Source organism: Sphingobium sp. RS1 (assembly GCF_056156825.1).
Genome location: NZ_JBLZXE010000002.1, coordinates 3,116,844 through 3,137,253, shown reverse-complemented (window position 1 = coordinate 3,137,253; position 20,410 = coordinate 3,116,844). Strand labels below are relative to the sequence as shown.

The 20,410-nt window shown below is 66.2% G+C and carries 19 protein-coding genes; 8 read left to right on the top strand and 11 right to left on the bottom strand.

What is annotated here, in order from left to right:
- Positions 1–142 precede the first annotated feature (142 nt).
- On the top strand, positions 143–823 hold the full coding sequence (locus ACNHGR_RS17095; RefSeq protein WP_184269707.1) for a YiaD family glycine zipper/OmpA-like lipoprotein: 681 nt from the start codon (positions 143–145) through the stop codon (positions 821–823).
- Positions 824–963: 140 nt separating this feature from the next.
- On the opposite strand, the gene ACNHGR_RS17090 is transcribed toward ACNHGR_RS17095, so the two are convergent.
- The 5 genes from ACNHGR_RS17090 to ACNHGR_RS17070 are packed head-to-tail and all read right to left on the bottom strand — an operon-like array spanning position 964 to position 3,767.
- Entirely contained in the window at positions 964–1,584 is a 621-nt protein-coding gene (locus tag ACNHGR_RS17090; RefSeq protein ID WP_184269705.1) for a MarC family protein, read from the bottom strand.
- A complete protein-coding gene (locus ACNHGR_RS17085; protein ID WP_475287622.1) occupies positions 1,581–2,243 on the bottom strand; it encodes a YybH family protein in 663 nt (220 codons plus the stop codon). The genes ACNHGR_RS17090 and ACNHGR_RS17085 overlap by 4 nt, the downstream gene beginning before the upstream one ends.
- Positions 2,240–3,133, bottom strand: coding sequence for a bifunctional methylenetetrahydrofolate dehydrogenase/methenyltetrahydrofolate cyclohydrolase FolD (folD, locus tag ACNHGR_RS17080; RefSeq protein WP_184269701.1), 894 nt, complete (start codon positions 3,131–3,133; stop codon positions 2,240–2,242). Before folD ends, ACNHGR_RS17085 begins: the two co-directional genes overlap by 4 nt.
- On the bottom strand, positions 3,130–3,456 hold the full coding sequence (locus tag ACNHGR_RS17075) for a DUF167 family protein (RefSeq protein ID WP_475288461.1): 327 nt from the start codon (positions 3,454–3,456) through the stop codon (positions 3,130–3,132). Before ACNHGR_RS17075 ends, folD begins: the two co-directional genes overlap by 4 nt.
- On the bottom strand, positions 3,453–3,767 hold the full coding sequence (locus ACNHGR_RS17070) for a YggT family protein (protein WP_184269699.1): 315 nt from the start codon (positions 3,765–3,767) through the stop codon (positions 3,453–3,455). The genes ACNHGR_RS17075 and ACNHGR_RS17070 overlap by 4 nt, the downstream gene beginning before the upstream one ends.
- A 197-nt stretch (positions 3,768–3,964) precedes the next feature.
- Here ACNHGR_RS17070 and hemB point away from each other — a divergent pair, with 197 nt between their 5' ends.
- The 3 genes from hemB to ACNHGR_RS17055 all read left to right on the top strand — a co-directional run bounded on the left by hemB (position 3,965) and on the right by ACNHGR_RS17055 (position 7,847).
- Complete coding sequence (gene hemB, locus ACNHGR_RS17065; RefSeq protein ID WP_475287620.1) at positions 3,965–4,960, top strand: porphobilinogen synthase; 996 nt, start codon at positions 3,965–3,967, stop codon at positions 4,958–4,960.
- 87 nt (positions 4,961–5,047) lie between these two features.
- Complete coding sequence (locus ACNHGR_RS17060) at positions 5,048–7,249, top strand: spermidine synthase (RefSeq protein ID WP_475287618.1); 2,202 nt, start codon at positions 5,048–5,050, stop codon at positions 7,247–7,249.
- 13 nt (positions 7,250–7,262) lie between these two features.
- Complete coding sequence (locus ACNHGR_RS17055; RefSeq protein ID WP_475287616.1) at positions 7,263–7,847, top strand: gamma carbonic anhydrase family protein; 585 nt, start codon at positions 7,263–7,265, stop codon at positions 7,845–7,847.
- 62 nt (positions 7,848–7,909) lie between these two features.
- On the opposite strand, the gene argB is transcribed toward ACNHGR_RS17055, so the two are convergent.
- Entirely contained in the window at positions 7,910–8,827 is a 918-nt protein-coding gene (argB, locus tag ACNHGR_RS17050; RefSeq protein ID WP_475287614.1) for an acetylglutamate kinase, read from the bottom strand.
- A 108-nt stretch (positions 8,828–8,935) separates the two neighbouring features.
- Complete coding sequence (locus ACNHGR_RS17045) at positions 8,936–9,616, bottom strand: queuosine precursor transporter (protein WP_184269692.1); 681 nt, start codon at positions 9,614–9,616, stop codon at positions 8,936–8,938.
- 107 nt (positions 9,617–9,723) lie between these two features.
- Here ACNHGR_RS17045 and ACNHGR_RS17040 point away from each other — a divergent pair, with 107 nt between their 5' ends.
- On the top strand, positions 9,724–11,847 hold the full coding sequence (locus ACNHGR_RS17040) for a prolyl oligopeptidase family serine peptidase (protein ID WP_475288459.1): 2,124 nt from the start codon (positions 9,724–9,726) through the stop codon (positions 11,845–11,847).
- Positions 11,848–11,883: 36 nt separating this feature from the next.
- On the opposite strand, the gene ACNHGR_RS17035 is transcribed toward ACNHGR_RS17040, so the two are convergent.
- From ACNHGR_RS17035 to ACNHGR_RS17020, 4 genes are read right to left on the bottom strand one after another with little or no spacing between them, the layout of a single operon-like run.
- A complete protein-coding gene (locus tag ACNHGR_RS17035) occupies positions 11,884–13,407 on the bottom strand; it encodes a Ppx/GppA phosphatase family protein (protein WP_475287612.1) in 1,524 nt (507 codons plus the stop codon).
- Positions 13,404–15,545 (bottom strand): RNA degradosome polyphosphate kinase, encoded by a 2,142-nt coding sequence (locus ACNHGR_RS17030; protein WP_475287610.1) that lies wholly within the window; start codon positions 15,543–15,545, stop codon positions 13,404–13,406. Before ACNHGR_RS17030 ends, ACNHGR_RS17035 begins: the two co-directional genes overlap by 4 nt.
- 3 nt (positions 15,546–15,548) lie before the next feature.
- Entirely contained in the window at positions 15,549–16,199 is a 651-nt protein-coding gene (locus ACNHGR_RS17025) for a P-loop NTPase family protein (RefSeq protein ID WP_475287608.1), read from the bottom strand.
- Positions 16,196–17,461 carry a heavy-metal-associated domain-containing protein gene (locus ACNHGR_RS17020; RefSeq protein WP_184269684.1) on the bottom strand — a complete coding sequence of 422 codons (1,266 nt, stop codon included), beginning with the start codon at positions 17,459–17,461 and terminating at the stop codon, positions 16,196–16,198. The genes ACNHGR_RS17025 and ACNHGR_RS17020 overlap by 4 nt, the downstream gene beginning before the upstream one ends.
- Before the next feature lie 226 nt (positions 17,462–17,687).
- Between ACNHGR_RS17020 and purM the strand changes: the two genes are divergently transcribed.
- The 3 genes from purM (at position 17,688) to ACNHGR_RS17005 (ending at position 20,260) form a co-directional block, all read left to right on the top strand.
- Positions 17,688–18,782 carry a phosphoribosylformylglycinamidine cyclo-ligase gene (purM, locus tag ACNHGR_RS17015; RefSeq protein ID WP_475287606.1) on the top strand — a complete coding sequence of 365 codons (1,095 nt, stop codon included), beginning with the start codon at positions 17,688–17,690 and terminating at the stop codon, positions 18,780–18,782.
- A gap of 84 nt (positions 18,783–18,866) precedes the next feature.
- Complete coding sequence (gene purN / locus ACNHGR_RS17010) at positions 18,867–19,817, top strand: phosphoribosylglycinamide formyltransferase (protein ID WP_475287604.1); 951 nt, start codon at positions 18,867–18,869, stop codon at positions 19,815–19,817.
- Positions 19,818–19,963: 146 nt separating this feature from the next.
- Positions 19,964–20,260, top strand: a complete 297-nt coding sequence (locus ACNHGR_RS17005; RefSeq protein WP_475287602.1) for a LysR family transcriptional regulator — start codon at positions 19,964–19,966, stop codon at positions 20,258–20,260.
- The last annotated feature ends 150 nt before the right edge of the window (positions 20,261–20,410 follow it).

The following is a 20,410-nucleotide window of genomic DNA, read 5'->3' as shown; positions in this document are numbered from 1 at the left end:
TTCCCCCTATAACCGCTATTCTTTCAATTTCACAACATTGCCATCATCATCAGTTCAGTTCGGATGTGGAACAAACCTCCCCGTTCGGCCATTGAGGGGTACAGTCGCCCCCGAACGGACGAAAAGACAAGGGAACAGGATCATGAGGATTTCTCACCGCATCATCGGCGCAGCCGGCCTTGCCGCCATGCTCGCCACCACCGCCTGCACCACCGACCCCCAGACCGGCCAGCGCAGCATATCGAAGGCCGCGATCGGCGGCATCGGCGGCGCGCTTGGCGGCTATCTGCTCGGCGATCTGGTCGGCGGCCGCAACGACCGCACCGAAAAGATTCTGGGCGCGGGCATCGGCGCCGTCGCGGGTGCGGGCATCGGCGCCTATATGGACGCCCAGGAACGCAAGCTGCGCGAAGAAACCGCCGGCAGCGGCGTGGACGTGATTCGCGATGGCGACAATCTGCTGCTGCGCATGCCCTCGGGCATCACCTTCGCCTATAACAAGGCGGACGTGCAGCCCCAGTTCCAGCCGACGCTGAACGACGTCGCCTCGGTCCTGGCGCAATATCCCAAAACCTATATCGACGTGTACGGCCATACCGACAGCGACGGCGCCGACGCCTATAACCAGACGCTGTCCGAACGCCGTGCCCAGTCGGTCGCCGCCTATCTGACCAGCAAGGGCGTCCAGTCCGCCCGTATCGGCACCCGCGGCTTTGGCGAGACGCAGCCGATCGCCTCCAACGCGACCGAGGAAGGCAAGGCCGCCAACCGCCGCGTCGAAATCAAGATTGCCCCGGTGACCGAAGCCGACGTGAAGGGTTAAGCCTTTCAATCGTCATCCCAGCGGATGCTGGGATCTCTTTTTCTTGATCCGTGCGCGACAGGAGAAGGGAGATCCCAGCCTTCGCTGGGATGACGTACAAGGATGAAGCGTGCCCTGCCCGGCCACTTCACCCCGACCCTCTAAAAACTCGCCTTCAACCCATCGATCACGAACTGCGCCGCCAGCGCCGCCAGCAGCACGCCCAGCAGGCGCGTAATCACCGCCTCGATCTTGTGGCCCAGCATCGCCATCAGCGGTCCCGCCGCGATCAGTGCGCCCAGCATCAGCGCCAGCGTCAGCACCACCGCGCCCAGCACCACGCCGCGCTCGGCCATGCCATTGGCCCGCGACATCAGCAGCATCACCGTCGCGATCGATCCCGGCCCGGCGATCATCGGCATCGCCATCGGAAAGACGGAGACGTCCTCGACATGCGGCTCTTCGCTACTGATCTTCTGCGCCCGGTCCTCGCGCCGCTGGGTCCGCTTCTCGAACACCATGTCCATCGCGATCATGAACAGCATGATGCCGCCGGCAATGCGGAAACTGTCGAGCGCAATGCCCAGAACGCCCAGCAACTGCTTGCCCCACAGGGCGAAGACCAGCAGGATCGCCGCAGCGATGCCGACCGCGCGGATCGCCATCGCCCGCCGCTGCGCATGGCTCGCGCCGCTGGTCAGGCTGGCATAGATGGGCGCGCAGCCCGGCGGGTCGATGACCACGAACAGCGTGACGAAGGCAGAAATGAACAATTCGATCATGATCCGGCCTTTACCTGATCGTCTATCACGGTTTCATAGGCGGCGCCGGTCCACATCCGCACCGTGACATGGCGGCTGCCGTCGGTTGCCACATCGGCGCTCCAGACCAGGCTTTCGTCAGGCGGTGGCGGCGGGGCACCCTTCGCCGGCTTGCCACCGGGCGGCGGCCCCATGGGCGCACCTTCCACAGGGGGCTTGCAGGTGGCGACCTTCCCGGTCAGGAATTCCGGCGCCTCCCGCGCAACGCTCAGCGTGTCGCCATGGTCCATGATCCACTGCCAGCGCCCCTTCTTGTCGCGCCGCCAGATGGTCGTGAAATAACCGACCGATCCGTCCGGCCGCTTCCAGTTGCCGGTGCTCGCCGCCAGATTGCCGTCACACGACACATAGACGATGGACGGCGCCCAGCTGACCGAAGCTGCCGGATTCGCCTGCTTCCTCAGCCACTCCTTCGCCACCACTTTCTGCGGCACGAACATCACGGCATCGTCGGCGGCGGTCTGGGCAAAGGCGGTCCATTGCCCCTTTTCCTGCGCCAGCCGGTTGAACGCGATCTCCGCCGCGATCACGCTGCTGGGATCGGGCTGGAACCGCAAGGGCGGTTTCGCGGCGACAAGCGCCACCGCCCCCACCATCAGCAGCGCCAGCCGCGCCCTCACAGGCCCGCCGGTTTGGTCAGGCCCGCACGCGCATGCGCCGCGACCAGCGTGTTGCGCAGCAGTACGGCGATCGTCATCGGCCCCACGCCGCCCGGCACCGGGGTGATGGCGCGCACATGGGCCAGCGCTTCGGCGGTGGCGACGTCGCCCACGATCCGGCTCTTGCCATCCTCGGTATCGGCGATGCGGTTGATGCCGACGTCGATCACGGTCGCGCCAGGCTTGATCCATTCGCCCTTCACCATCTCGGCGCGGCCTACGGCGGCGACGACGATGTCGGCGCGATGCACCACGCTGGCCAGATCACGGGTACGGCTGTGCGCGATCGTCACCGTCGCGCTTTCTGCCAGCAGCAACTGCGCCATCGGCTTGCCGACGATGTTGGACCGGCCCACCACCACGGCCTCCAGCCCACTCAGGTCGCCCAGCTCGTCCTTCAGCAGCATGATGCAGCCCAGCGGCGTGCACGGCACCAGCGCCTCCTGCCCGGTCGCCAGAAGGCCCGAATTGACGACATGGAAGCCGTCCACATCCTTGGCCGGGTCGATCGCGCCGATCACCGCTGCCTCGTTGATATGCTTGGGCAGCGGCAACTGCACCAATATGCCGTCGACCCGCTCGTCGTGATTGAGTTCCTCGATCAGGTCGAGCAGATCCTCCTCGCCGATGCTGTCCGGGCGCTTGAACTCGAAACTTTCCATGCCGGCCGCGACCGTCATCTTGCCCTTGGACCGGACATAGACGCTGCTCGCCGGATCTTCGCCCACCAGCACGACGGCGAGGCCCGGCTTGCGCCCGGTCGCCTCGACGAAAGCGCCGACGCCGTCGGCCACCTTGTCGCGCAGGGTGGCGGCAAAGGCCTTGCCGTCGATGATCTTGCCGATGGTCATGTCTGTTCTACCCATGTTGTAATGAGGGCGGTCAGGCGCGCCGACGCCCCGCCACCGCCGATAATCCGCAATCGCTTTAGCCGGTTGGTATCGCCCGATTCCAGCAAAATCGCGCTGCGCGGCCAATCCAGCCGCTTGGCCAACAACGCGATCAGCGCAGCATTGGCCTTGCCCTTCTCCGGCACCGCCCGCACCCGCACTGCCAGCCAGCCCGCGCCCTGCGCATCGGTCCAGCCACCGCCGATCGCCTCCTTCGCCGATCCCGGCGTCAGCCGGACGCTCAGCAGCAGGTCATCGCCCGCCGCGCTCCATACAGCGTTCAGGCCACGGCCCGCATCAGCGCCGCGAACAGATTCTGCCGGATCGGCCCTTGCAGGATGATGATCGCCAGCAGCACCACCATCGGCGCCAGGTCCAGCGCGCCCAGGTCGGGCATGAACTTGCGCACCGGGCGATAGAGCGGCTCGGTCATCCGGTCGAGCGCATAGAGGCCGTTGCGGACATATTCGTTGGAGGTGTTGATGACGTTGAACACGATCAGCCAGCTCAGCACCGCCTGCACGATGATGATCCACCAGATCGCTTCCAGCACGATGTAGACGATGCCGTTCAGGGCGTTGAGAAGTTCGAACAAGCTACCGGCCTTCCATGCTGCGCTGCCGCGAATGTGACGCTATATCTAGCGGCGGGGCGCCGCCGGGACAAGCATCGGCCGACGCTTATTCCACCAACATCGCGTCGCGTCGGCCAGCGACGGGTCGCCCATAGCCGACGGGAAGGGCCAGATCACCCGGCTTGATCCCCCTGCCCCCCGCGCCTACACCCGCACGCATGACCTACGCACCCTATCCGGCGCTGCGCCTGCGCCGCACCCGTGCATCGGCCTGGAGCCGGGCGATGCATGCCGAAAACCGCCTGTCGCCCAGCGACTTCATCTGGCCGCTGTTCGTGACTGAAGGCAAAGGCGTGGAAGAACCGATCGGCGCCCTGCCCGGCGTGTCGCGCTGGTCGGTGGACCTGATGGTCGAACGGGCGAAGGACGCGCGCGATGCCGGCATCCCCTGCCTTGCCCTCTTCCCCAATACGCAGGCGGACCGGCGCAGCGATGACGGGGCCGAAGCGCTCAATCCCGATAACCTCATGTGCCGGGCGATCCGCGCGATCAAGGATGCGGTGCCCGATATCGGCATCCTGACCGACGTCGCGCTCGACCCCTACACCGCCCATGGGCAGGACGGGTTGCTGGACGACACCGGCTATGTCCTCAACGACGCGACGATCGACGTGCTGATCGGCCAGTCGCTCAATCAGGCGGCGGCGGGTGCGGACATCATTGCCCCCAGCGACATGATGGACGGCCGCGTCGGCGCGATCCGCGCCGCGCTGGAACAGAGCGGCCACGCCAATGTGCAGATCATGGCCTATGCCGCCAAATATGCGAGCGCCTTCTACGGCCCGTTCCGCGATGCGGTGGGATCGCGCGGCCTGCTGAAGGGCGACAAGAAAAATTACCAGATGGACCCCGCCAATGGCGAGGAAGCCCTGCGCGAGGTCGCGCTGGATCTGGCCGAAGGCGCCGACAGCGTGATGGTGAAGCCGGGCTTGCCCTATCTGGACATCGTCGCGCGCGTGCGCGACCGCTTCGCCGTGCCGGTCTTCGCCTATCAGGTGTCGGGCGAATATGCGATGATCGAACATGCCGTCGCCGCCGGATCGGCGGATCGCGATGCGATCGTGCTGGAAACGCTGATGGCGTTCAAGCGCGCCGGCTGCGCGGGCGTGCTGACCTATCATGCGCTCCACGCGGCACGGTTGCTGGGCGGCTGATTCAAAACCGCCTTCGGTGATCTTCCGCTTGTCTCCTGTCTGCCTGCTGCCCCATGAAAGGGGCCGGGGCGACAGGAGGACAGGCATTTGATCGGCACGCGCACCCGCTTCGTCATCACGATCTGCGCGGGGTCGTTCCTGCTCTTCCTGGTCCAGCCGATGATCGCCCGCATGGCGCTCCCGCGCCTCGGCGGCGCGCCGTCGGTCTGGAACTCGGCCATGCTGGTCTATCAGGCGCTGCTGCTGGCGGGCTATGCCTATGCACATCTGCTGGGCCAGATGCCCGCACGGCGGCAGGCGCTGATCCATCTCGGTCTCTTCCTCCTCTCCGCCATCTTCCTGCCGATCGGGCTGATGGACTGGCAACCACCCGCCGCCATGGAACCGGCCATCTGGATATTGTGGCTGCTCGGCGCATCGATCGGCCCGCTCTTCTTCGTCGTCGCGGCACAGGCACCGCTGCTGCAACGCTGGTATGCCCTGTCGGAAGGGCGCGATCCCTATCCGCTCTATGCCGCGTCGAACCTCGGCAGTTTCGCCGGCCTGATCGCCTATCCCCTGCTGGTCGAACCGCTGCTGGCGCTCAAGGCGCAGAGCATCCTCTGGTCGCTCTGCTATGGCGCGCTCTTCTTCCTCGTCTATCTGAGCGCCCGGCGCCTGCCGGCCGACAGCCCCGGCGAAGTGGCTGTGGCGGCAAGCGACGCGCCGCCGCCCGACCGGCGACGCAGGCTGCACTGGCTGGCATTGTCGGCCGTGCCATCCGGGCTGATGCTGGCGACCAGCCTCTATCTCACCACCGACATCGTCGCCATGCCTTTGCTGTGGATCGTGCCGCTCGGCCTCTATCTGCTCAGTTTCTCGGTCGCCTTTTCGGCGCGGCGCGGCGCGGCCGACCTCTGCCTGTCGATCGCCCCTCTGGCCCTGCTGATCGGCGCCTGCATCGCCTTTACCGGCGGCGTGCATTTCCCGGTCTTCATCGCGCTCGGCATCGTGACCGTGCTGTTCGTCGCCGCGACCGCGCTCCATGCCCGGCTCTATGACCTGCGCCCCGCACCGGCGCATCTGACCCGCTTCTATCTGCTGATGTCGGTCGGCGGCATGTTGGGCGGGCTGTTCTGCGCGCTGGTCGCACCGCTGATCTTCGACTGGACCTATGAATATCCGATCCTGCTGGTGGCCGCCGCGCTGCTGCTGCCCGATCGGGAGGCGATGTTGCGCCTGCCCCGCCTGATCTGGAAAAATCCGCACAGGCGAGTCTGGCTGGCGACGATCCTGCTGCTGCTCGGCCTGGCCCTCTCGCTGGTCGGCGGCGGGCTCGTGCCCGATCTCAAGACGCCGGTCATCAAGACTATCAGTTTCGTCACCATCATCGCGCTGGCGGTGCTGGCGCTCGGCCATCGCTGGCTGACGGCCGGCATGCTCGTCTATCTGATGCTGTGCCTCAGCGGATGGGAGAAGCTGGCTCAGTCGGCCAGCGGCATGCTGACGCGCAGCTATTTCGGCGTCTATGGCGTGGCGAACAAGGGGACGGGCGAACGCATCCTCTTCCACGGCACCACCCTGCACGGCATCCAGAACCGGGCAAAGGATCGGGAACTGGACCCGACCAGCTATTATGCGCCGGCCTCCGGCGTCGGGCTGGCGATGCGCCATGCGCCCGCCTTGTTCGGCCCGACCGCCCGGATCGATGTGGTGGGCCTCGGCGCGGGCACGCTGGCCTGCTATATCCGGCCGGGGCAGCGATGGCGCTTTTACGAGATCGACCCGGCGATGGCGGCCATCGCCCGCAACCCGGCCGACTTCACTTTCCTCTCGCGCTGCCAGCCGGACGCGGACATCGTCATCGGCGACGCGCGCATGACGCTGGCGCGGCAGCCGGCCGGCGGCGCGGACCTGCTGGTGATCGACGCCTTTTCCTCCGACTCCATTCCCATGCACCTGCTCACGCGCGAGGCGCTGGACATTTACGGCCGCCGGCTGGCGCGCCATGGCGTGCTGCTCATCCATATCTCCAACCGCTATCTCGACCTGCGGCCGGTGGTCGCCGGCGATGCCGCGGCGGAAGGCTGGCATGCCCGGCTGCGCCATTATGTGCCGGACAAGCGTGACGAGGGACGACATTATACCGCGTCGATCTGGGTTGCCTTGTCCCGCGATCCCGCGCAACTGGATCATCTGGTCCGCCTGTCCGGCTCGAACAACTGGCAGTTGCTGCCGGTCCGGCCGGGCTTTACGGCCTGGACCGACGACCATGCCAGCATCCTGCCCGTGCTGAAGATCAGACCTTGAGAGGAGAGCCATAATGGCCGCGACCGATTATCCCGATGCCAGCATCATCCCCTTCAACGGCAAGACCCCACGCATCCACCCCAGCGCCTTCATTGCGCCGGGATGCCGGATCGTGGGCGATGTCGAAATCGGCGAGGATGCGAGCATCTGGTATAATTGCGTCATCCGCGGCGACGTGAACCGGGTGCGGATCGGCGCGCGGACCAATGTGCAGGATGGCACCGTCATCCATTGCGACAGCCCCGGCGACCGGGCCGACGGCCGCCCCGCCGACGGCTGGCCGGCGATCATCGGCGACGATGTGCTGATCGGCCATATGGCGATGATCCATGGCTGCGTGCTGGAGGATCGGGCATTCGTCGGGCTGGGCGCGATCGTGATGAGCGGGTGCACGGTGGAATGCGACGCGATGCTGGCCGCCGGCGCCCTGCTGTCGCCGGGCAAGCGGGTGCTGCATCGCCAGCTCTGGGCCGGACGCCCGGCCAAATATATGCGCGACCTCAGCGATTCGGCGCTGATCGACATGCGCGAAGGCGTCGATCATTATGTCCATAATGCCAAGGCGCATAAGGGCGCGGTCAAGGCCAGCCTGGAATAGCCGCCAGGATTCCGGCCGCGCTTCGGGTTCGGGTCGGGCGGCCCCCGACCCCACGCCTGATCCTATTTGCGGACCAGCGTACCCGCACCGCGATCGGTGAAGATTTCCAGCAGCATCGCATGCGGCACCCGGCCGTCCAGGATGACCGCCGCGTCCACGCCGCCTTCGACCGCGCGGACGCAGGTTTCCAGCTTGGGAATCATGCCGCCGCTGATCGTACCGTCATTCTGCAACACATCGATCGCTGCCGGATCAAGGTCCGTCAGCAACTGGCCCTGCTTGTCCAGCACCCCCGCCACATCGGTCAGCAGGAAGAAGCGCGATGCCTTCAGCTCCGCTGCAATGGCCCCCGCCATCGTGTCGGCGTTGACATTATAGGTATGGCCGTCGGTGCCGATGCCGACCGGCGCCACCACCGGAATGATGCCGCTGGCCGCCAGCGTATCAAGGATGCGGCGGTCGACCGACACCGGATCGCCGACGAAGCCCAGGTCGACATTGCGCTCGATCCCCGAATTGGGGTCCGCCTCGCGCTTGCCCGCCACCTTCTCGCACAGGACCAGACCACCATCCTTGCCCGAAATGCCCACGGCCCGGCCGCCCGCGCCAGCGATCCAGGCGACGATTTCCTTGTTGATGGACCCGGCCAGCACCATTTCGGCGATCTTGGCGGTTTCCGCATCGGTCACGCGCAGCCCGCCTACGAACTGCGATTCGACGCCCAGCTTCTTGAGCATCGCGCCGATCTGCGGCCCGCCGCCATGGACGACGACGACATTGATGCCCACCGCCTTCATCAGCACAACATCCTCGGCAAAGTCGCGCGCGGCTTCGGGATCGCCCATGGCATGACCGCCATATTTGACCACGAAGGTCTGGCCGGCATATCGCTGCATATAGGGCAGCGCCTCGACAAGGGTTTCGGCCTTCGCGAGGAGCGCGGGATCGGGAGCGTGCTTGCTGTTCATGCGCGCGCGCATAGGGCTATATGGTGCGCACCGCAAGTTTTGCGCACCGATCCTGATTTAATTAGTTAGCTAAGCAATGAAATTGCCGTAGCAATTCACCTGTCTAAATCGCTGTCTCACTTATGCGCCCGGACGATCCAGCCGCCGCCCCAGCCCCACCAGCAGATAGATGACCGGCGGCACCAATATGGCGGACAGCAAAACCTTGGCCAGCATCTGCCCCAGCAGCAGTTCGCCGATCGGAAACACGCCATAGAAAGCGATCGACACGAACAGCAACGTATCCACGATCTGCGACAATATGCTCGCCGTCGCGGCGCGCAGCCACAGCATCCGGCTCCCCTCCCGCCCCTTGAGCGCCGCGAACAGGGTCACGTTCAGCGTCTGCGAAATGCCATAGGCGATGATCCCGCCCAGCCAGATGCGCGGCGTACCGCCCATCATCATGGCAAAGGCTTTCGCCCGTTCCGGGTCCATGTCCCCCGCTGCCGGTGCGGCCAGCACCAGGATGGAAATCAGGATCGACGCGATCAGCGGCAGGAAACCGATCTGCACCAGCCGGTTGGCGGTCTTGCGGCCATGCAGTTCCGCCACGGCGCTGGAAATGGTGACCAGTAGCAGGAAGGCGAAGATGCCCGCCTCCACCGCCAGCGGCCCCAGCCCGACCATCGGCCCGATCGCCGAGAGCGGCCCCAATGCCACCTGCTTGTTCCCCAGCACGCCCGCAATGCAGACCATGCCGCCATAGAAGATCGAAAAGGCGAAGAGCGAACGGCTGATGGGCGCGGGCGATGCAGTCATCGGCCGCCCTTACCGGGATTCATCCGCCGGGGGAAGATGGGGACTCGTCACGCCGCCGACCCGATTTTGCCTTGGCGGTCGCCCGGCGCTTCGCCTATCCCTCTGCCATGAAAACATCGCTGACCCTTCGCTCCGCCCTTGCGGCGATCGCCATCGCCTCCACCCCGGCCCTGATCGCCGCCGCCCCGGCCACCACCGACGACCCCTTCCTCTGGCTGGAGGATATTGAAGGGGCAAAGGCCATCGCCCAGGTCGAACAATGGAACGGGCAAACCGACCGGCTGCTGCGCGCCGCGCCCACCTTCGAACAGGATCGCGCCCGCGCCCGCGCCATCCTCGACGATGAAAGCCAGATCGCCCTGCCCGACCGGGTCATGGGCGACCGCGTCACGAACCTGTGGCGCGATGCGAAGAACCCGCGCGGCCTCTGGCGCTCCAGCGACCTGGCCGCCTATCTGGCCGGCAAGCCCAACTGGAAAACGATCATCGACGTCGATGCGCTCGGCAAGGCAGAGGGCAAGAGCTGGGTCTGGCACAATGCCGACTGCCTCGCCCCCGATTACAGCCGCTGCCTCGTCTCGCTCAGCCCCGGCGGCACCGACGCTGACGTCGTGCGCGAATATGACCTGGCCACCGGCCAGTTCGTCAAGGACGGCTTCACCCTGCCCGAAGCCAAGAGCAATGTCGCCTGGGCGGATCGGGACACGTTGCTGGTCGCGACCGATTATGGCGCCGGCTCGCTCACCGATTCGGGCTATCCGCGCATCGTGAAGCGCTGGAAGCGGGGCACGCCCCTGTCCGCCGCCACGCTGGTGAAGGAAGGCGTCGCCGCCGACATCTCCGTTCGCCCCCGCGCCGAAATGGATGGCGACCGGCGCTGGACCTTCATCGACCGGGGTTTGAGCTTCTACGCCAGCGAACTCTATGTCGAGGGCAAGGACGGCACGCTGATCCGCACCCCGCTCCCCGAAACCGCCGATTTCCGCGGCCTGTTCGACGGCCAGATGATCGTGCTGCTGAACGATCCGCTGGGCAACATCCCGGCCGGGTCGCTCGTCTCCTGGCCCATCGCCGACGTCGCGGCGGGCAAGGCCGGCGCGCCGCAAGTCGTGCTCAAGCCCACCGCGACGACCGTGGTGGAGGAAGTCCGCGCCACCGACCATATCCTCTGGGTCAAGCAACTGGACAATGTCTCGGGCGCGCTGCTCGCCATGACCCGCGACGCCGCCACCGGCCGCTGGACCAGCCGCCCCGTCCCGCTCGCGGACAAGGCGACCGTGCATCTGGTCGGCACCGCCGACAGGCAGGACATGGTCTTTGCCTCGGTCGAAGGGATGCTGACTCCGCCCAGCCTGATGGCGGCGGGCGCATCCGGTCCGGCCCGCACCGTCCAGCAACTGCCCGCTCGCTTCGACGCCAGCCAGTTCACCGTCGAACAGCGTTTCGCCACGTCGAAGGACGGCACCCGCATCCCCTATTTCCTCGCCCGCAAGAAGGGCGTGAAGGGTCCGGTCCCCGCCTTCATCCATGCCTATGGCGGCTTCCGCGCGGCGCAGACGCCCACCTACCTCACCACCGAACCCTATCGCGCCGGGCCGCTCGGCCTGTTCTGGGTGGAGGATGGCAATGCCTATGTCCTCGCCAACATCCGGGGCGGCGGCGAATATGGCCCGACCTGGCATCAGGCGGCGCTGCGCGAAAAGCGCCAGAACGCCTTTGACGATCTCGCCGCCGTGGCGGAGGATCTGGTGAAGACCGGCGTATCTACGAAGGGCCGCATCGGCATCTCCGGCCGCTCCAATGGCGGCGTGCTGGTCGGCGCGGCGATGACGCAGCGCCCAGACCTCTATGGCGCGGTCATTGCCGGGTCGCCGCTGGAGGATATGAAGCGCTATTCGCACCTCTCGGCCGGCGCCTCCTGGGTCGCGGAATTCGGCGATCCCGACAATCCGTCCGACTGGGCCTTCCTGTCGAAATGGTCGCCCTATCAGAATGTGAAGACCGGCGTGACATATCCGCCCGCCTTCTTCTACCTGTCGACCAAGGATGATCGCGTCCATCCCGGCCACGCCCGCAAGATGGCGGCGAAGCTGATGGGCACCGGCAGCGCCGTTTATTATCATGAATATCGCGAAGGCGGCCATTCGGTCGGCGCCGACCATGCCGAAGACGCGGTGCGCGCCGCCCTGCTCCACGCCTTCCTGACGAAGGAACTGGTGCAGAAGAAATAAACGGAAATGGGGCGGCCAACCGGTCGCCCCGACCTTTTACGCCTGCACGCTCAGCAACTGATATTTCAGCCCCATGGCCTGCGCCAGATTCTTCAACCGCCGCTCGACCGCCTCGCCATAAAGATCGGCGTCGCCATCGCGCAGATGCAGGTCGATCCGGTCCCCCTGCCGCTCCAGATGCGACACCGCCAGCGGCCCTTCGACCCCACCCGACAGCCGCTGCGCCAGCCGGATCGCCAGCCCCCACCAGGCCGCCCGGCGCAGCCCATCGGCCGGCGCGATTCGATCCAGTTCCATCGGCGCCGTCATCCCGCCACCGAAATGGCTGTGCAGCGCCTGCCCCAGCATCGCCCGCTCTGCCGCTGTGATGCCCACCCAATTGCTGTGCAGCGCAATCTCGACACCCCGCTCCGCCCGAAAATCCGGGTTGGCGCGCCAACTGACATCGGCCAGCAGACAGGCGGCACGGCGGATGCGCCGGGCGGCGGCATCGTCATCGGGGAAGAGCGGCGCGATCCAGCGGTCGATCCGGTCGCCATGGCCGCGGAAGCGCGCCTGCGCCTCCCCTTCGGCCTCGGCCGCAACCAGCAGCGGGTCATGCGCGCGGATATCCTCGGGCAGATCCTCGTACAGCAGCCCTTCGCGCAGGCCATAGGCCGACACGATCATCCGGCTGGACCGCAACTGCCGCACCACGATCGACAGCAAGGCGGTCGCATCCGGCATGGTCGGCACGCGCGATCCGGTCATCGCCGGTATCTGCTTCAACCGGGTCCGGTCGACATGGCTGACGATCCGCGTCAGCTGCTCGGCCCGCGCCGCGCTCATCTCATATTGATGGACCACGGGCAGCGGGAAACTGGTCAACTGCATGTCGAACCGCGCCAGCGCCCGCCAGGAACCACCCACCAGATAGAAGGGCAGGTCCGGCTCGACGGCCCATCCCGCCTTGTCCAGCATCTTGGCAACGGTCCGCTCCAGCGCGCGCGCCCCCTTTGCGCGTATCTGCGGCAGGCGCAACACACCCAGCGGCAGCGATATGGTCTGCTCCACCGCGCCATTGCGCACCCGCGCCAGTTCCAGACTGCCCCCGCCCAGATCGCCGACGATCCCGTCCGCGCCGGGAATGCCGGACATCACCCCCATCGCCGCGCCGATCGCCTCCTGCGCGCCGGTCAGCAATTCGACGGTCAGGCCCATATCTTTCGCCCGTGCGATAAACTCGGCCCCATTGGTCGCGTCCCGCACCGCCGCCGTGGCGACGCAGCGTATCTCGGTCACCTTCATCGCCCGACACAGATGGGCAAAGCGCCCCACGGCGCGCAGCCCGCGATCCATGGCTTCGGGTTCGATCGTGCCGGTCCGCGCCAGCGACGCGCCCAGCCCCGCCATCACCTTTTCATTGAACAGGATGAACGGGATGCGCCTCGGCCCGTCATAGACGACCAGACGCACGCTGTTCGACCCGATGTCGATGATCGCGGTGCGCGCATGCGCCGGTTCGGGCGATGTCGTCATCTGCTCGGCGACGGCCCGCACCCGGCTCAGCATCGAATTCATGCTGTCAGGCCCCGCAAGCGCAGCGTCGGCACCGCCTCATTGTCGAACGCCGCCCCGCGCCCGGACAGGGACGGATTGGTCATGAAATAGCGGTGCAGGTTGAACGGCTTGTCGCCCGGCTCCAGCCGCGCATAATGGCCATCGCTGTCCAGCGACCAGCTTTGCTCGGTGTCGATCAGATTGGCGACCATCACCTGATCCAAAATCTGGTCATGGACCGTCCGATTCTCCACCGGCGCCAGGAATTCGACCCGCCGGTCGAAATTGCGCGGCATCCAGTCGGCCGAACTGATGAAGACCTTGGCGCCATTATTGGGCAGCGCCTTGCCATTGCCGAACACCGCGATGCGGCTATGCTCCAGGAAGCGGCCGACGATCGACTTCACCCGGATATTCTCCGACATGCCTGGCACGCCCGGCCGCAGGCAGCAAATGCCCCGGATAATGAGGTCGACCTGCACCCCGGCATTGCTCGCGGCATAGAGTTTCTCGATCATCGCCGGATCGACCAGACTGTTCATCTTGGCCCAGATCGTCCCCGGTCGCCCGGCGCGCGCATGTTCGATCTCCGCGTCGATCAACTGACATAGCGTATTGCGCAGGTCGCGCGGGCTCATCACCAGCTTTTCCAGCTGCTTGGGCTCGACATAGCCGGTGATGTAATTGAACAGCGCGGCCGCGTCGCGGCTATAGGCCGGATCGGCGGTAAAGAAGCTGAGGTCGGTATAGATACGCGCCGTGATCGGGTGATAATTGCCCGTGCCGAAATGACAGTAGCTGCGGAACTGCTCGCCCTCGCGCCGGATCACCATCGAAATCTTGGCGTGGGTCTTCCAGTCAATGAAGCCATAGACCACCTGCACGCCTGCCCGCTCCAGCGCGTCGGCCCACATCAGGTTCTGCTCTTCGTCGAACCGCGCCTTCAGCTCGACCACGGCGGTCACGGACTTGCCCGCCTCCGCCGCGTCGATCAGCGCGCGGATGATCGCCGACTGCTTGCCCGCGCGGTACAGCGTCTGCTTGATCGCCACCACGTCCGGGTCGGATGCCGCCTGCTTCAGGAAGGATACGACGACGTCGAACGCCTCATAGGGGTGATGGACGACGATGTCCTTGGCCCGGATTGCGGCAAAGCAATCGCCGCCATATTCGCGGATACGCTCGGGAAAGCGCGGGACATAGGGTTCGAACTTCAGGTCCGGGCGGTCCGTATCGACGATACCGGACAGGTCACCGATGCCGATAAAGCCCTCCACCTCATCGACGATCGCCTCGTGCCCTTGCAGCATGTCCTGCAACATCTCCTCGACCGGTTCGGGGATGCGCTCTTCTATCTCCATGCGGATCACGCGCCCGCGCCGGCGACGCTTGATCGCGCTGCGGAAGTAACGGACCAGATCCTCCGCCTCTTCCTCGATCTCGATATCGCTGTCGCGGATGATGCGGAACACGCCGCTGTTGCGCACCCGATATCCAGGGAAGAGATCGGCCGAAAAGCGCCGGATCACCGCTTCCAGCGCCATATAGCGTACCGGCTCGCCCGGCACTCGCACGAAGCGGGCGAGCGAGGACGGGATCATCACCAGTTCGCGGATCGGCTGCTTGTCCGACAATCGCTCCAGATCGAAAACGATCGACAAACCCTGATTGGGGATGAAGGGAAAGGGATGGGCCGGGTCCAAAGCCTGCGGCGTCAGGATCGGGAACACCTGCGTCAGGAAATGCTCGCGCAGCCAGCCAGCGCACACCACATCCATCTCGGCGGACGGGCCGATCACCTCGATCCCGACCTGCGTCAGTTCGGCATGGACTGCGCCCCACACCTTCTGCTGCGCCCGCATCAGCCGCGCGCTTTCCTCGGTGATGGCGGCCAGTTGCTGCCCCGGAGTCAGCCCGTCGGCGGAGCGCAGGTCGACATCCTGCAATTGCTGCCCCTTCAGCCCCGCCACCCGGACGGAGAAGAATTCGTCCAGATTGGCGCCCGAAATCGACAGGAAGCGCAGCCGCTCCAGCAGCGGATGGGCGCGGTTCATCGCCTCCTCCAGCACCCTCTGGTTGAACGCCAGCCAGGACAGCTCGCGATTGAAATAGCGGTCGCTGGGCAGCGCCAGGCTGGCGGAGGGATCGGCTTCGGCCACGGATTACTCGCGTTGCGGAGGGGGAGGATCGGACGGGACTATAGGCAGAAAGCCTGCGGATTGCAGGGTCTCTTTCGCCATTGCGACAGAAATCTTGCGTCCAGATGACAATGCAGCGCGATCAAGCAGCCCCGTCACCTGCGCAATCACGTCATAACGGCGCTCGACCCGGCGCAGCAGCCAGTCGGGCACATCCGGCGCATAGCTGGCCCCCGCCAGATCGAATGCACGGCAGATCAGCGCGCGCGCCAGCAACTCGTCCGGCGCCTCGATCGCGACATGCGGCACGGCGGCCAGCCGCGATCGCAGGTCGGGCAGCTGCACGTCCCAGCCGGACGGCGGCGTATCGCCCACCATCAGCAACGGCCGGTGCGCGGTCTGCGCCTCGTTCCAGGCATGGAAGAGGAAATGGTCATCGCGCCGCCCTTTTATCCCTTGGGCATCGTCGATCACCTCGCCCCCGCTCATCTGCGCGAAATGACGGGCCAGGATGGATCGGCCGGACAGCGCAGGCCCGGTCAGCACGCTGATCGACAGCGGCCATTCGCGCCATCTCTCCAGATGGGCGACGGCGATGCGATTGGCATCGCTGACCAGGAAATCACCTTCGCTTGATCCCCCATGCCGTTCGAAGGGCAGGCTGATCTGGCTCATTGCGGCGGCGGGGATGCCTGACGCCGCGTAATCCGCAGCGTGTTGCCGGACGCCGCGACGGTAAAGCCACGCGCCTGCAAGCCCGCCCGCAGCATGTCGACCGTGCCGTCGAAGCTGACCTGCATCACCGACGTACCGCCCAGCGCCAGGCTGCTCGTATTGGCCAGCCTTACGCCGGGGATCGACCGCACGCTCGCCTCGCCCGATCCGACCGACGCGACGTCGGGCGTGTCGAACTGGATGGTGAAGCTGGCGCCGCTAGTGGCCACGGTCGGCAGGTCGAGCGCCTCGACCGGCGCTTCCACCGCATTTTCGATTTCCAGCGCGGCAGGATCGACCGGCTCCTCGATGACCAGCGACGGATCGGGGCGCAGGCGACCATCGTTCAGCGCGCGGATATAGAGTTCGTCGATCCGGCGCGCGCCCTCGTCCATCATCTGCGGGATGCCGCTGTCATTGGACGCGCGCAGCGTGACGCTGCCGATCAGGCTGTCGTCAGGGCCATAGCGCGCGGTGAAGGTGCCGGTGACGGGACCGCCGGGATAGGCCCGGTCCAGCCGCGCGATCGGCACGACCACATCGGCCGCGCCATATTGGTCCAGCAGCACGCGCCACCACAAGCGCCCGCGCCGCCCGGTCTGGCCGGCATTCAGCAGGATCGGATCGGCGATGGAGCCGGCCACACGCACATAATCGATCGCGCTGTCCCCGGTGCGGTATCGCGCCCAGGCCTTTTGCCACTCATTCGTCCGCTCATAGGATACGGCGCTGCCGCCATCCCACAGCACTGGAATCACCAGCAACGGGGGCGATCGCATCACATTGCCGGACACGCCCAGCAACTGCCCGGTCCGCGCGCGATCGAACAGGATGCCCAGCGTCGCGACATAGCGATTGGGGCCATTCTGCTCATATTCCACCTCGATGCCCGACACCATCGCCTCGATCTGCGAATCGGACAGGGCCGGCGCGCCGCCGCCGCCATGGGTGCGGGTCCACAGCATCCGCCACGCCTGCCGCTGCGCCATGCGCCATCCGGCATAGCGGGCGCTGTCGGCATCCTTGGCGAACACATCGACCTTGACCCCGCGCACCTCGAAGTCGCCGCCGCTGGCGATCGGCGGCACGCCGCGCTCGCCTTCCATCTGCGCGAACAGCGCCGCGGCGGCGAGGCCGATCAGAATCGCGATGATGATCTGGACGGGCCGCGAAAGCAGCCGAACAAAGGCTGCCGGGCGGGGAAGGGTCTGGCTCAGGCTCACGGGCGCCCTTTTGGCGAACATTGCCCGCAATGCCAAGCGGCAAGGCGTGACTTATCCCCACCTTTCGCCTCAGCGCTCTTATATAGGAAAGCTTCTCAACCTCCGTTCGTCCTGAGCCTGTCGAAGGACGCGGGCACGCCCTTCGACAGGCTCAGGACGAACGGGTAGATGCGTATGACGGCGCAAAACTCGACATTGTGGCGTTTCGACCGTAGAGCGCTGCCTCATGAGCGACAACGAATCCTACAGCTACGCCAAGGCTGGCGTCGACATCGCCGCCGGCAACGCCCTTGTCCGTGCCATTGCCCCGCTGGCCAAGGCCACCCGCCGCCCCGGCGCCGACGCCGAACTGGGCGGCTTTGGCGGCTTCTTCGACCTCAAGGCCGCCGGCTATGACGATCCCCTGCTGGTCGCGGCCAATGATGGCGTCGGCACCAAACTCAAACTGGCGATCGACCATGACCGCCACGACGGCGTGGGCATCGACCTCGTCGCCATGTGCGCCAACGACCTGATCGTGCAGGGCGCCGAACCGCTCTTCTTCCTCGACTATTATGCCACCGGCAAGCTGGAGTCGGGCGTGGCCGAGCGCGTCATCGCCGGCATCGCCGACGGCTGCCGCATCGCCGGCTGCGCGCTGATCGGTGGCGAAACCGCCGAAATGCCCGGCATGTACAGCGATGGCGACTATGATCTTGCCGGCTTCTGCGTCGGCGCGGTGGAACGCTCCAAGGCGTTGACCGGCAACAAGGTGAAGGCCGGCGACGTCCTCATCGGCCTCGCTTCGTCGGGCGTCCACTCCAACGGCTTCTCGCTGGTCCGCCGCCTCGCCACCGACAAGGGCTGGAAGCTCGACCGCCCCGCCCTGTTCGACAATGAGGTGCTGCTGATCGACGCGCTGATGGCGCCCACGAAGATCTATGTGAAGAGCCTGCTCCCGCTGGTCCGCGCCGGCATGATCAATGCCCTCGCCCACATCACCGGCGGCGGCCTGCTGGAAAACATCCCCCGCGTCCTGCCCGACGGCGCCCATGCCACGGTGAACGCCGATGCGTGGGAACAGCCGCGCCTGATGGCCTTCCTCCAGGCCCAGGGCAATATCGAGCCGCAGGAAATGGCGCGCACCTTCAACTGCGGCATCGGCATGGTGCTGGCCGTGGACGAAGCCCATGTCGCCGCCGTCACCAAGGCGCTGGAGGATGCGGGCGAAACCGTGTTCCGCATCGGCGCGGTGGAAGACGGCGAGAAGGGCTGCACCGTCAAGGGCAGCGCCGAGACCTGGAGCGCCAAGGCCGACTGGTCCGCCACGCATCTGGGCTGACAATTACGCAACCTCCGTTCGGTTCGAGCTTGTCGAGAACGGCGCGCAGGGTTCTCGACAAGCTCGAACCGAACGGGGTTGGTTATGCAAAAGGCAAAAGTCGGCGTCCTGATTTCCGGCCGTGGCTCGAACATGGCGGCTTTGCTCTACGCGGCCAAGGCTGACGACTGCCCCTATGAGATCATACTGGTCGCCGCCAACGATCCGCAAGCCCCCGGCCTTGCTCTCGCCGCCGCCGAAGGCATCCCCACCTTCGGCCAGAGCCACAAGGGCCTGAAGCGCGCCGAATTCGACCGCATCATCGACGCGCAGCTACGCGAAGCCGGCGCCCATTATGTCGCGCTCGCCGGCTATATGCGCCTGCTCTCGCCGGAATTCGTCGCCGGCTGGGAAGGTCGGATGCTCAACATTCACCCCAGCCTGCTCCCCAAATACAAGGGCCTCGACACCCACCAGCGCGCGATCGACGCGGGCGACAGCCATGCCGGCTGCTCGGTCCATATCGTCACCGCGCAGCTGGACGACGGCCCGGTGCTGGGTCAGACCCCGGTCGCGATCCTGCCCGGCGACACCGAAGACAGCCTTGCCGCCCGCATCCTGATCGCCGAACATCAACTCTATTCCCGTACCCTCGCCAGCTTCGTCACGCGCGAACGGCAACCCGACTGGCTGCTCAACAAGGTCCGCGAAGCCGCCCTCGCTTTGCCGCAGGCGGATGAGATCGTCTCCCACGGCATGCCCTGTTTCGGCGTCGTGAAGGGCAAGAAATTCGCTTATTTCACCCGCGACCATCATGGCGATGGCATCATCGCCGTCCTGGTGAAGACCACCGCGCCGGAAGAACAGGCGACGCTGATGGAAGCGGACCCGGAACGCTATTACCGCCCGGCCTATTTCGGCACCGACTGGGTCGGCATCCGCCTCGACCTCGGCGACACCGACTGGGACCATATCGCCGACCGCCTCCGCTCCAGCTGGCGCGAGATCGCGCCGAAAAAGCTGCTGGGCCTGATGGATATCGCGGACGAGTTTTGACGGGGCAGGAAGGCCGCGTTTTTAGCCCTCTCCCGCTTTCCGTGGGATAGGGTCTTTCTTCCGGTATCTCTGCACGAATTTATTCGGTCCGGCGCCAGATCAGTCTGCCCTTTCCTACACGCGCCTTTTCTGATCCATACTCTCGGATGGACCAGCCCCTTCTCCCCCAGCCGCCCGCCCCCGCAACCCGCGCCGCGCGCGCCCGCTGGACACCAGCGAAGCAGCGGCTCTTCCTCGCCGCCCTGCTTGAATTTGGCAGCGTCGGCCGCGCCGCGCAGGCGGCGGGCATGTCACGGTCCAGCGCGCACCGGCTGCGCGCGCGCCTGCCTGGCAGCGCCTTCGACCGCATCTGGGCCAACGCACTGGCCCTGCACGCCGCGCGGCTGGCCGATCCCTTCGCCCCGCCAGCACCCCGCCAACCCACGCCCCGGCCAGTCCGATGAAAATCGCCCCGCCCGGCGTCCCGTTCCGGTCGCTTACCTGTCGCGTCAGTGGCGCGCACCTGTCGCGTCAGGAGCGCGTTCGTGACGCGCGCCGGTCGCCTCGCGGGCGCTTCCCTGACGCAATGGCCCCGAAATGCCCCCGCAGACCCC

Coding starts and splice junctions, on each gene's coding strand:
- ACNHGR_RS17095 (WP_184269707.1), top strand. CDS start 143: ATGAGGATTTCTCACCGCATCATCGGCGCAGCCGGCCTTGCCGCCATG.
- ACNHGR_RS17090 (WP_184269705.1), bottom strand. CDS start 1,584: ATGATCGAATTGTTCATTTCTGCCTTCGTCACGCTGTTCGTGGTCATC.
- folD (WP_184269701.1), bottom strand. CDS start 3,133: ATGACCATCGGCAAGATCATCGACGGCAAGGCCTTTGCCGCCACCCTG.
- hemB (WP_475287620.1), top strand. CDS start 3,965: ATGACCTACGCACCCTATCCGGCGCTGCGCCTGCGCCGCACCCGTGCA.
- ACNHGR_RS17055 (WP_475287616.1), top strand. CDS start 7,263: ATGGCCGCGACCGATTATCCCGATGCCAGCATCATCCCCTTCAACGGC.
- argB (WP_475287614.1), bottom strand. CDS start 8,827: ATGCGCGCGCGCATGAACAGCAAGCACGCTCCCGATCCCGCGCTCCTC.
- ACNHGR_RS17045 (WP_184269692.1), bottom strand. CDS start 9,616: ATGACTGCATCGCCCGCGCCCATCAGCCGTTCGCTCTTCGCCTTTTCG.
- ACNHGR_RS17040 (WP_475288459.1), top strand. CDS start 9,724: ATGAAAACATCGCTGACCCTTCGCTCCGCCCTTGCGGCGATCGCCATC.
- ACNHGR_RS17035 (WP_475287612.1), bottom strand. CDS start 13,407: ATGAATTCGATGCTGAGCCGGGTGCGGGCCGTCGCCGAGCAGATGACG.
- ACNHGR_RS17025 (WP_475287608.1), bottom strand. CDS start 16,199: ATGAGCCAGATCAGCCTGCCCTTCGAACGGCATGGGGGATCAAGCGAA.
- purM (WP_475287606.1), top strand. CDS start 17,688: ATGAGCGACAACGAATCCTACAGCTACGCCAAGGCTGGCGTCGACATC.
- purN (WP_475287604.1), top strand. CDS start 18,867: ATGCAAAAGGCAAAAGTCGGCGTCCTGATTTCCGGCCGTGGCTCGAAC.
- ACNHGR_RS17005 (WP_475287602.1), top strand. CDS start 19,964: ATGGACCAGCCCCTTCTCCCCCAGCCGCCCGCCCCCGCAACCCGCGCC.